General features: G+C 29.3%; 11 protein-coding genes. All 11 read left to right on the forward strand.

Going from position 1 to position 12,427, the window contains the following annotated elements:
• Positions 1 to 46: 46 nt before the first annotated feature.
• The 11 genes from ftsY to SCHRY_RS00560 all read left to right on the forward strand — a co-directional run bounded on the left by ftsY (position 47) and on the right by SCHRY_RS00560 (position 12,284).
• The gene (gene ftsY, locus SCHRY_RS00510) at positions 47 to 1,030 is read left to right on the forward strand and encodes a signal recognition particle-docking protein FtsY (protein ID WP_016338514.1); all 984 of its coding nucleotides are present in this window, start codon (positions 47 to 49) and stop codon (positions 1,028 to 1,030) included.
• A 1-nt stretch (position 1,031) separates the two neighbouring features.
• Entirely contained in the window at positions 1,032 to 1,352 is a 321-nt protein-coding gene (gene ylxM, locus SCHRY_RS00515; protein WP_016338515.1) for a YlxM family DNA-binding protein, read from the forward strand.
• Positions 1,353 to 1,364: 12 nt separating this feature from the next.
• Positions 1,365 to 2,162, forward strand: coding sequence for a TIGR00282 family metallophosphoesterase (locus SCHRY_RS00520; protein ID WP_016338516.1), 798 nt, complete (start codon positions 1,365 to 1,367; stop codon positions 2,160 to 2,162).
• Positions 2,162 to 3,109: a hypothetical protein gene (locus tag SCHRY_RS00525; RefSeq protein ID WP_016338517.1), complete on the forward strand. Its 948-nt coding sequence runs from the start codon at positions 2,162 to 2,164 to the stop codon at positions 3,107 to 3,109. Before SCHRY_RS00520 ends, SCHRY_RS00525 begins: the two co-directional genes overlap by 1 nt.
• A gap of 322 nt (positions 3,110 to 3,431) precedes the next feature.
• Positions 3,432 to 4,580, forward strand: a complete 1,149-nt coding sequence (gene metK / locus SCHRY_RS00530) for a methionine adenosyltransferase (RefSeq protein WP_016338518.1) — start codon at positions 3,432 to 3,434, stop codon at positions 4,578 to 4,580.
• 41 nt (positions 4,581 to 4,621) lie between these two features.
• A complete protein-coding gene (locus SCHRY_RS00535; RefSeq protein WP_016338519.1) occupies positions 4,622 to 5,452 on the forward strand; it encodes a Cof-type HAD-IIB family hydrolase in 831 nt (276 codons plus the stop codon).
• A 15-nt stretch (positions 5,453 to 5,467) separates the two neighbouring features.
• Positions 5,468 to 6,928: an MFS transporter gene (locus SCHRY_RS00540; RefSeq protein ID WP_016338520.1), complete on the forward strand. Its 1,461-nt coding sequence runs from the start codon at positions 5,468 to 5,470 to the stop codon at positions 6,926 to 6,928.
• A gap of 134 nt (positions 6,929 to 7,062) precedes the next feature.
• Positions 7,063 to 7,596 (forward strand): helix-turn-helix domain-containing protein, encoded by a 534-nt coding sequence (locus SCHRY_RS00545; RefSeq protein WP_016338521.1) that lies wholly within the window; start codon positions 7,063 to 7,065, stop codon positions 7,594 to 7,596.
• A gap of 25 nt (positions 7,597 to 7,621) precedes the next feature.
• The gene (gene potA, locus SCHRY_RS00550) at positions 7,622 to 8,674 is read left to right on the forward strand and encodes a spermidine/putrescine ABC transporter ATP-binding protein (RefSeq protein ID WP_016338522.1); all 1,053 of its coding nucleotides are present in this window, start codon (positions 7,622 to 7,624) and stop codon (positions 8,672 to 8,674) included.
• Between the two features lie 18 nt (positions 8,675 to 8,692).
• A complete protein-coding gene (potB, locus tag SCHRY_RS00555) occupies positions 8,693 to 9,670 on the forward strand; it encodes a spermidine/putrescine ABC transporter permease (RefSeq protein ID WP_016338523.1) in 978 nt (325 codons plus the stop codon).
• Positions 9,654 to 12,284 carry an extracellular solute-binding protein gene (locus SCHRY_RS00560; protein ID WP_016338524.1) on the forward strand — a complete coding sequence of 877 codons (2,631 nt, stop codon included), beginning with the start codon at positions 9,654 to 9,656 and terminating at the stop codon, positions 12,282 to 12,284. The genes potB and SCHRY_RS00560 overlap by 17 nt, the downstream gene beginning before the upstream one ends.
• The last annotated feature ends 143 nt before the right edge of the window (positions 12,285 to 12,427 follow it).

Genomic DNA, 12,427 nt, shown 5'->3' on the forward strand with positions numbered 1-12,427 from the left:
ATAATTTAATTACAATAATTTTATTAAATAGAATAGGATGATAATTATGGCTTTTTTTCAAAAACTAAAAGAACGTCGCGAAGAAAAAAAACAACAAAAACTAGAAAAGGCCTTACAAAAAACAAGGCTATCTTTTTCATCTAATATTAAGAAATTAGCTAGTAAATATAAAACTTATGATGATGAGTATTTAGCAGAGTTAGAAGAAATTTTAATTACAAGTGATATGGGAATTAATATGACCTTGCAAATTACCGATGCAATTCGGAAAAAGGTTCAAAAAGGTTGAAGCATTGATGAAACAAATGATTATTTAGTGAAAGTAATTATGGATTTGTATGATGATCCAAAAAGTAAACAAAATAAATTGAATATCAAAGATAATCGGCTAAATGTTATTTTAATGGTTGGAGTTAATGGGGCTGGTAAAACAACAACAATTTCAAAATTAACACAACAATTTATGAAAGAAGATAAAAAAGTTTTATTGGTGGCAGGTGATACGTTCCGGGCTGGGGCTGTTGAGCAATTAAATCAATGAGCACAACGATTAAAGACGGAGATTGTTGTTCCCAATAAAGTAGGACAAGATCCAGCTAGTGTAATTTTTGATGGAATTTCAAAGGCAAAAGCAGAGAATTATGATATTGTAATTATTGATACAGCAGGAAGATTACAAAATAAAGTTAATTTAATGAATGAATTAGAAAAAATTAACAGAATTATTAAAAGAGCGATTCCTGATGCACCACATGAAACATTATTAGTAATTGATGCTGTTACTGGTCAAAATGGTGTTTCACAAGCAAAAACTTTTTCAGAGGTAACTGACATAACTGGGATTGTTTTAACTAAGATGGATGGGACAGCTAAAGGTGGAGTTGTTTTGGCCATTAAAGATCAATTAAATATTCCAGTAAAATTAATTGGGTTAGGTGAACAACCAGATGATTTACAAGAGTTTGATATTGAACAATATATTTATAATTTAACAAAAGACTTATTTTTAGATGAAGATGAAGAGGGTTAAGATGAAAGATTTAGAAAAATCAAATCACCTAGTGATGTTGTATGAGTTATACCATCAATTATTAACCGAAAAACAACAAAATTATTTTGAGCAATATTTCTTTGATGATTATTCTTTAAGTGAAATTGCAGATGAAAAAGGTGTGAGTCGTAATGCCGTTTATGATTCATTACTAAAAATTACAGTTGCGTTAGATAAATTTGAAAAGCGCTTACATTTATTAAAAAAACAGCAACAACGTGATGAAATATATCAGAAATTTAAAAATATATCAGAATATGAAAAAATAATTTTAGAATTACAAGCAATTGATAGTGAATAGGAGAAAACAGGAATGAAAGTTTTAATGATTGGTGATATTTTTGCCCGTGCGGGAAGAATAGTTGTCTCAAAAGTTTTACCGCAGTTAATTCAAGAATATCAAATTGATTTAGTTGTTGCAAATGCGGAAAATGTAACGCATGGTAAATCAATTTTACGTCAACATTACGATGAACTAAAAGATATCGGAGTTAGTATTTTTACTTCAGGTAATCATATTTTTAAGAATAGTGAAGTTAGTAAATATATTGATGAAGTTGGGGATTTGTTAAAACCCGCGAACATGAGTCTATATACTCCTGGTCCAGGGACAACTGTTGTATCAGTTAAAAATAAAACAGTGCGGATAACTAATTTAATGGGTCGTAGTTTTATGGACCATGTTGATAATCCTTATCCAATTTTTGAGGAAATTATTGCTAATGATAATTCAGATATTCACTTAGTTGATTTTCATGCCGAAGCTAGTGCAGAAAAATTAGCTTTTGCTTGAAGTTTTGATGGTAAAATTACCGCTTTAGTTGGAACCCATACTCATGTCCAAACAACCGATAATCGCATTTTGCCAAAAGGAACAGCCTATATTACTGATTTGGGAATGTGTGGTAGTTTTAATTCAATCATTGGGGCAAAACCAGAAGAAGTTATCACTAAGGAAAAAACTGGGTTGCCAGCACGTTTTACGCCTTCCGAAGATTTATCTGATTTAATTTTTTCGGGGGTTGTAATTTCAATTAATGAGGATAATAATAAAGCTGAAAAAATTGAGCGAATTTTAATTCATTTGCATAATGATGAGGATTATCACTAATGGGAAACTTATTAATTAATGGCTATCTGTGAAAAATCATTTTAGCAGTTGTAATTTTCCTAATATTAATTTATTTAATTTGACGATTCCGTTTGTTTTTTGGCAAAAAACGTAAAGAACAAGATTTACAATTGCCAGAATATATTAATGATAAATGATTTATTGCCAGTGATCATTATCAGTTAGCAACACTAGGAACAATTACACCAGAAACAAAAACAATCCTTTTAGCAGTTCATGATATTTATGGAAAAAAAGAAAACTTTCAAGCGCTTGTTAATAATAAGCAGTTAAAGCCAGGCACGGTGGTTATTACATTTGATCAGAGAATAATCCAAGCAAAAGATGGAACAAAGATTCAAGATTTGGGAATGTTAATTAATGATATTAATGATGTGTTATTAGCCTTAAGCAATAAATATGAAAATAAAAAAATTGTTTTATTGTTAGAAGGTTATTGTTGTTTTTTAGGACAAACAATTATTAAAAAGAATAATTTTATAAAGTCACTAATCTTATTAAATCCAGTTACTAATAAAAAAGTAATTAAATTTTCAATTGCAAGTAAAATTGCTTTAGTCTGAGGTTTTTTCTTTAATAGTCGTTTAACAATTAATGTTAAAATTGATTATAAAGTGTTCACAAACAACGAAGAATATTTAACTGCAATGACAAAATCGCCAAAACGCTATTATTTAAATCAAATCTTACGGTTTCATCGCAGAAATGCCTATTTAGCAAAAGAATTTAATGCTTTGCAAATCCCAACATTATTAATTACAAATACAAATAATCGATTTTATCAGGAAAAAGAACTAGCAAAAATTAAAAATCCTAAGGTTGAAGTTTTACTTGTAAAAGAAGAATATCAATATTTATTTGCAAATAATTTAGGGAAAGAAGATAAACAGGCAATTATGATAAAAATGGAGCAATATCTTAAATAACAAATCAGGATTTCCTGATTCTTTTTATTTAAATTATTAAAATATTTTAAAGTTACTTTTATATTTTTATAAATTTTACGATATAATTAATTTGTTGTTTTATGACAACTAAACTTATTTTGAAGTGGTTAGTATGCTAAACGATGATCCACTAGCAACCCTATATTTAGAAGGTGCTTTTAGCAGGGCGATATGATTGCTATCAATAAGACTTATTAGTTGGATTCTACGAAAAAGAAAAACCCCTAATTATAATGCTTAAGAATCATATTTAGTCCACATTATTATTTAATGTGGTTTTTATTTTGGAAAGGAAAATGATATGAAAAATAAAATTTTGTTTACTTCAGAATCTGTTTCAGCTGGTCATCCTGATAAAATTTGTGACCAAATTTCAGATGCAATTTTAGATGAATGTTTACGTCAAGACCCAAATGCTCGTGTAGCATGTGAATGTTTTATTACCTCTAATTTTTTACTAATTGGGGGAGAAATTACAACAACAGCAACAGTTAATTATGCCCAAGTAGCTCGGAAAGTATTAACCGAAATAGGTTATGATAATGATGAATGAGGAATTGATGGAAATACTTGTGAAATTAAAGTTTTAGTTAACACCCAATCCCCCGATATTTCCCTTGGCGTTGATCGTTTTGGGGCCGGAGACCAAGGAATTATGTTTGGTTATGCCACAAATGAATCAGTTAATTATATGCCTTTAGCAATTTCAATTGCTCATGATTTAGTTCGTCATGCTAGTCAATTACGTCTAAAGAAAGAATTTATTGGTGCTCGTCCCGATATGAAATCACAAGTAACATTAGATTTAACAGACCCCCAACACCCTGTGATTGATACTATATTAATGTCAATTCAGCATGATGATGATATTGATGAAACAGCTTTTAAAAAGTATATTCAAAAAAATATTATGAATCCAGTAGTTAGTGATTATCATTTAAATTTAGATTTCCGGGTATTAATTAATCCAACTGGCCGTTTTGTGATTGGTGGGCCAAAAGGTGATACAGGTTTAACTGGTCGCAAAATTATTGTTGATACTTATGGAGGTAGTGCTCGTCATGGTGGGGGAGCCTTTTCAGGAAAAGATGCAACAAAAGTTGATCGTAGTGGAGCATATATGGCCCGCTATGTCGCCAAAAATATAGTTGCCGCCGGGTTAGCTGATCGTTGTGAAATTCAGTTATCATATGCAATTGGAATTTCAGAACCAATCTCAATTTTTGTTGAGACATTTGGCACTAATCGGATTCCCAATGACACAATTCTTTTAGCAATTAAGGAAAATTTTGATTTTCGTCCCCAACAAATGGTTATGAAATTACACTTAAACAAACCAATTTATCGTCAAACAGCGGTATATGGTCATTTTGGCCGTGGTCATCAAGAATTACCGTGAGAACAATTAGATAAAATTCATGATTTAGCAAAATACCTATCATTTGAATAATTTTTTCGTTATACTGATAGAAAGAAACAAGGAGTAAAGTCATGCAAAAATACAAGTTAATTGCCCTAGATTTAGACGGAACAACAGTTAAAAGCCGAAATAAAATTTCGAAAAAAAACCAACGCACAATTAAATGAGCGTTAGAAAATGACATTAAAGTTGTCATTGCAACAGGACGTAGTTTAGGAGCAATGCGTAAAGTTATTGAAAAATTAAAACTAGCGGAATATAATATGCCAGTTGTTAGTTTTAATGGCTCAGTTATTTATGATGTTAAAAATGATAAAATTATTAAGCATAATTATTTTGAAACAAAAGAAGCTATTACTTTTTTTGAACAAGCAAAAAAAGATAAAGTGTCATTATGAGCATATTCTGTTTCAAATGATAAGTTAGCATATATCAATAATAAAAATAGTTTAATGGTTAAATGAATGAGTTTTCATACCCATCGTAAAACAAGAGTTTTTTCACAAGTTAAAAATTTTAATGATCAAATTTATAAATTTGTTATTAGTGGAAAAAAAGCGAATGTTTTCTCATTTCGTAAAACAATTGAAAATAATTTTGAATGTAATATTTTTGATTGGTCGTATGTTTCAAAAAGTAATTTAAATTTGGAAATTTGTCCTGTGACAAGTGATAAAAAGCATGCTTTAGAATTTATTGCCAAGAAATATAATATTGCCCCAGAAGAAATAATTGCAATGGGAGATGGCTCAAATGATATTGAAATGTTAAAATGAGCTGGGTTAGGCATTGCAATGGGAAATGCAAAGAAACAAGTAAAAGCAATTGCGAATGATGTGACAGCTCATCATAAAAAATCAGGGGTTGCCAAAGCAATTGAAAAACATGTTAAAATACAATAATGGTTATTAATAAAAATGAGTAATTGAGATAGTTTAATTTTATTTCCTCTTGTTTCGCTTTTTTTAGTTGTAGGATATTTTATTGTTTTAGGAAAAAGAAAGGTTAATCAATTCCAACAATGAATTTTTATTTTGCAACATTTTTCTTTTTGATTAGCTTTATCAATAGTTTTAAACTTAAATTATAATTTTATTAGTTTTGATATTTTAAAAGATATTACTAATCTTGGTTTAATTTTATTAATTAGCAGTTTATTTTATGCCGCAATCTTTTTTATTCCGGCCTCTTGAATCACGGGGTTACTAAAATCGCGGAAAATTTGGTTCTATTGCTCATATTTTTTGATAGCTGTTGCAATTATTATTTTATTAATTTTTCCAAAAAATTTGGGAGCCCTAATTTTTGCTGCCCTGGCTTTTGGTTTTGGAATTTCTACAAATTCATTATGGTTTTTATTTTTTAATGAACAGTTTTTGGAACAAAGTAATCCGTTTTTAACATCAGCTAGCGTATTACCAGCAGTTGGTTTAGCAGGTGTTACGGGCAATAGTATTTTTTTAGGATTAAAAGTAGTTATTACAAACGATGCATTTTTTCATTTAATAATTTTCTCTGTAATGCTAGTTGTTTTATTAATTTCATTTGGTTGTAGTTTTTTTATTAAAGAAAAAAAAGAAAATCTTGGGGTTTTTGATACAAAGATTTTAACTGTTATTAGCCCTTTTAAATGAAATAAGGTTTCGATCATTTTGTTATTAATTTTTAGTGTCGCAATTTTACGCGAACTGAGCCAGGGTGATTTACTAAACCTAATAATTGCTCAGAATTTAAACAAGCGTGGATTTGGATTAGAAGCTATTCAACGTTTTCTACATTTTTCCCAACAAATCTGATGAATTGCTCAGGGTTTAGGGGCAATTCTTATTTACCCATTAGTAGTCAAAAAAGTTGGGATTAAAAATAGTTTAATTGGAGCTTTTGCAATTTGAGCAGGTTATTTTCTTTTAATTGGGACAATCCAAATACCAGAATTATATTTAGTATTACAAATCTTAAATGGTTTTATTTTGGGAGCATTATTAGGGATTTTATTTAGTTTAATTATTATGTGAAACTCACGTGTTAAAAATCGACCAATTACTGGATTTTTCTCAGCAATTAACGCTTTTAGTGGTTTTATTGTTCAATTTGGGATTCATAGTGCCGCTTTAAAACAAATTGGGATTTTTAATGGTGTTATTATTGACTGAAATATGCCGATTGCTAACTTTAATCTTGAAATATTAAAAACAACAGTTATTATTTTATTTGTTAGTTTAACAGTTATTACTGTTTTACTAGTAATTTTGGTTTATTTTACCGGAAATTATATAAGTGGTGAATTTGCCAACCAAAAAAAATTTGATCATAATGTTAGCATATTAATGAAACAGTTTAATAATCTTCCACATAGTAATAAAAATCACCATAATTAGTTGTTATCTTGAATATTATAAAAAACAAAAAAATCTTTTGAAAAGTATTGATATTTTTTTGTTTTTTTTTATAATTAACAAGTAAGTTTATTACAAACAAAAAGTTTAGTATTAGTAAACAAAGGAGTAAAAAGATGGGGTTAGGAGAAAAATTAAAATTATTGCGTCAAAAAAATAATTTAACAATTGAAGAACTAGCGAATCGCTGTGAATTAACAAAAGGTTATATTAGTCAATTAGAACGCGATATTTCTTCCCCAAGTATTGAGACACTGCAAAATATTTTAGAAGTGCTGGGAACAACTTTAGGGGACTTTTTTAAGCAAGAGAAAAATCGCCAGTTTGTTTACAAACCAGAAGATCGTTATGTTGTGGAACAAGAACAATATAGTATTGAATGACTTGTTCCAAATGCCCATGTTAATGAGTTAGAACCAATTTTATTATCATTAAAACCATATGGGGAATCACAACGGTTATTACCATTTGAAGGAGAAATTTTTGGTTATGTTTTAAAGGGAAACATTGAAGTTATCTCTGGCTCAAGGACACAACGGGCCAATCCACAGGATAGTTTTTATTTATATGGCAATAATCAACATTATTTAAAGAATGTTACGAATGATGTGGCAGAGATTCTATGAATTTCGACACCACCAATTTTTTAAAGGATTAATTTAAGGGGGAAAAAAGATGGAAAAAAATATTTTAGAACTACGTAATGTTTCAAAACAGTATGAAGGGAAAGTAGTTTTAAAAGGGATTAATTTAAATATTAAAGAAGGAGAATTTGTAACGTTATTAGGGCCATCAGGATGCGGCAAAACAACAACGTTAAGAATTATTGGTGGGTTAGAACAACCTGATAGTGGGGAATTACTATTTTTAGGAAAAGATTTGTTAAAAACTCCAATTCATAAGCGTGAGATTAACACTGTTTTTCAAAACTATGCGCTTTTTCCACATTTAAATGTTTTTAATAATATTGCATATGGGTTACAAATTAAACGGAAAAAATATGATTATATTGAAAGCGAAGTTAAAAAGTTTTTAAATCTAGTTGGATTAGCTGGGTTTGAAGATAAGAATGTTGAACAGTTATCAGGGGGACAACGTCAGCGGGTTGCCTTAGCTCGAGCTTTAATTAATCGTCCAAAAGTATTATTGTTAGATGAACCAATGGCAGCTTTAGATGTTAAATTACGTAAAAAAATGCAAGGGGAATTAAAAGCCTTACAAGAAGAAATTGGAATTACTTTTATATTGGTTACCCATGATCAAGAAGAAGCGTTAAGTATGTCAGACCGTATTATTGTAATGAACGGAGGAGCAATCCAACAAGTTGGTACGCCAACAGAAATTTATAATGAGCCAGAAAATATTTGAACCGCCCAATTTATTGGTGAATCAAATATTATTGCTAATGCTGTTTTTGTTCGGGATAATTTAGTGGCTTTTGATGATAAAGAATTTGTTTGTTCGGATCGCGGATTTGGTGAAGATAGTAATCAAATTGATATAATTATTCGTCCAGAAGATATTGATATTGTTTCACCAACAAAAGGATTTTTTACTGGTGTTGTTGAAGAAATAATTTTTAAAGGGGTCCATTGAGAAATCATTGTTCAATGCCCAAAACGTAAATTTTTAATCCATTCAACAGATATAGTTGAAGAGGGGACAAAAGTTGGATTACACTGAAATGTTGAAGATATTCATGTTATGTGAAAAGAAATTGATGATTAAATTGAAAGGAGGATTGTGATGGAAAATAAAAAAGGAAATAATTTTGTAACAAAAATAAAAAAGACAACAAAAAAAGTTAATCGCAGTATTAAAAATGGATTCCATAAAACAACCGCTTGATTTCGCGGTAAAAGTTTAGCAGTTTCTTATCAAGTTAAAAAGAGTCAGTGGTTTAAAAAAGGACTTAACCCATTGTTATGGCCATATTTAGTTTTAATGATTCTACTAATTTTGATTCCGTTATTAATAATTTTACTGTATTCTTTTATTCAACCAACGGGGAATAATTTAGTATTTGCATTAAACTTTGAGAATTTTGTTAACTTTTTTTCGGAAAAAGCTTTTGTTATTTCATTATTATTAGCCTTGGGTTACTCATTCATTGCTGCAATTATCGCAATTATTATTGCCTACCCAGTTGCTTATGTAATGGCTTTTTGCCGCTCAAAATTACTATCAAAAAATATTTGAATTTTAGTAACCCTACCAATTTGAATTAACATGTTATTAAAAATAATTGGGTTACAAACATTATTTAATTTAATTGCCCCAGGATTATTAGGGACACCGGTTTCAATTGTCATTGGGATGGTTTATGCTTTTTTACCTTTTGTAATTTTACCAATTTATAATAGCTTAGATAAAATTGATAAATCATTAATTGAAGCGTCACGTGATTTAGGAGCAAATTGATTTAAAACTTTTTGAAAAGTTGTTTTTCGTCATTCAATTCCCGGAATTTTAGCAGGGGGAACATTATTATTAGTACAAGCGGCAACTTCATTACTAATTGTTAAATTTATGGGGAATGGTCAAATTAGTATGATTGTTGAGGTAATTGAATCATACTTCTTTAAAGGTGGAAACTTTGGTTTAGGAGCTGCCATTTCGGTTGTTTTAGCCTTAGTAGTCTTTTTATTAATAGTTGTTTCTGGTTGAATTTCAAAACAATTTGAAACAAAAAAAAGGGGGCGTCGATATGAAAAACTTTCTTAAATCTTCTTACATGGGAATTGTAATGCTTTTTATTTATGTTCCGATTATGATTTTAATTTTATTTTCGTTTAACAGTGGAGAAAGTATGAGTATTTTTAATGGCTTTTCTGATCGCTGATATAAAGAACTAGCTCATCAACAAGCCTTTTTGCAAAGTATTATTGTCTCAGTTTTTGTTGCTGTTATTGCGACAATTATTTCAACGATTATTGGAACTTTTGCTGCTTTAGGGTTAAGTAAAGCTCGCAAAGTAACCCAAAAAATGACCTTGTCAATTACAAATATTCCTTTAATTAACGCTGATATTATTACTGCTGTTGCTTTAATGATGCTATTTATTGCGATGGGAGCTAATTTTGGTTTGTTAACATTAGTTTTAGCTCATATTTCATTTGATATTCCTTTTGTAATTATGACAGTTCTACCACGCTTACGAAAAATTGATCAAAAATTAATTGAAGCGTCGTTAGATTTAGGTGCAAAGCCATCACAAACATTACGAAAAGTAATTTTACCAGTATTAAAACCAGCAATTATTGCTGCTGCAGCGATTGCTTTTGCAATGAGTTTTGATGATTTCATTATTTCTTATTTTACGGGGGGAGCTGATGTTAATGTTGCAACTTTCATTTATACAATGAAGCGCATTAAACCATTTATTAATGCCTTTGGAACTATTTGCATTGCAATTATTGGTTTTGTTATTATTGGTTGAAATGGTTGAAATTTGTATAAGCTTCAACATGAAAAATTCCGAAAAGAAATGTTAAAAGGAACTTATAAAGATAAAGATATTATGCGCTATGAAATTAAATTAGCCCGTTGATATCATTGTCTAAATCGTAATACTTTTAAAACTGAAAAACAAAAAGAAGTATTACGCTGAAAAATTATTCGTTGGGAAAATAAATATGAACGCGCTGTTTTATGGGTTAAAAATAAACGGGAAAGTTTTATTGAACGCCAACAGCAAAAAGAAAACATTAGTAAAATATCACGGAAAAATTTCCGTTGACTTGCGAAAAGCTGAAAACCGTTATCATTAACTTTGGTAACGGTAGGATCAATTGGATTATTAACAGGGGTTTATATTGTTAATAATACCTATGATTTAATTGTGGCCAACTGAGGAGGATATATTACCCCAGAACTATTAACTAATTTTCAAAAAGAATATAATGTTAAAGTGAAATATACTGTTTATGATAGTAATGAAACGTTAGATAACAAATTATATACAACAAGATATGATGTAATGGTACCAAGTGATTATATGGTTGCTAAGTTTGCGGAAACTAATAAAATTAAACCAATTGATTATGAAAAATTAAATGCTGTTAATAAAGAATTTAATATTATTAAACCAAATTCAAATTTCAATGGAGATATAACAGGATATCAAATTGGTAATAAATTATTTAATGATAAAAATATTGATATTGATGTTGTTAAAAAAGCAAATCCAGAATTTTATCAACAATGTGTGGTAAATCCTAATCCGGAAGTGGCATACTGTTTAAATAAAAATAATGTTGCCTCATTAAATAATGGACTGTTAAGTATTTTAAATAAAAATAGTGTAAGTGTGATGGAAGATTTGGATAACACAAGCAATAATACAATTGCTAATTATAGTCTTCCTTATTTTTGAGGTGATGTGTCATTATTGATTCGTCCAACGGATAGTAATTTACAGTTTTTACAAACAATCTTTGATGAATTAAATCAAAAGTTACCATCGACAGTAACAGGACAATATGGAGTAACTAAACAACCATGAGTTGATGGGCGTGACCAATATGTTTTAAACACTGTCCAATATGATGAGGTTGAAACAAATGGTTTATCATGAGATATTTTATGAAAAGCTGCCCAAAATAAGAAAAAAGTCTTATTAAACAATGACTATCGTAATATTTTTATGTTAGCAAATCAAAAAAATTATTTTAGTCCAATTCCAACAACAAAAGCCCAAGTTGATCAAAATTTCCAAGATTTAGAAACATTATTTAAATACAATAATGTTGCCTTAATGAACGATGAATTAATTAATGCAGTTGGGGATGGAGAATTTGATTTTGCCTTTATGTACAATGGGGATGGAATTTATGCTGATCAATTATTTGCAGCCAGTGGCAAAGAAGCAAGCAATAATAAAATTATGATTGTGCACCCAAATGCAACACCTACCGGAAAAGCAAATCAAATTGAAGGAACAAACATTTGAAGTGATAATATGGTTTTATCGAAATCAGTTGGCAATGAAGAATTAGCTTATAAATTTATGAATTATATTATTCAAAATAGTAATATTTTATCAGAAGAGTTAGGTTATACTTCACCATATCAACAAACAATGGATTTTGAAACAAATTATGGTTATTATCAAAATGATGTTGACCCTGATTCAGGGGAAATGATTAATTACCAAGAAAACTATGTTCCAGTTGGAAAACTATGTACTGATGAAAAAATTAGTGCTGGCGATTGTACAATTGACCAAAAAGGACAATACGTTTCAAAACCAAGGCTATCGGATGGTCCATTTACAGTAACAAAGTTAGACCAGTATATGGTTGATCGTTATAATGTTTTAATTGCTGGAAAAAATTAAGGATAAAAGTTTTGTTATTTTTAACGAAACTTTTATTTTTTTAAAAGAAAAACTGGATAATTTTGGGATAACTTAATGAGGTGAGAATATTAAGAAGCGTTGACTTTATTTTTTACTTTTTGGCTTAGTAGTGTTGGTTGCCC

Source organism: Spiroplasma chrysopicola DF-1 (assembly GCF_000400935.1).
GTDB lineage: Bacteria > Bacillota_I > Bacilli_A > Mycoplasmatales > Mycoplasmataceae > Spiroplasma > Spiroplasma chrysopicola.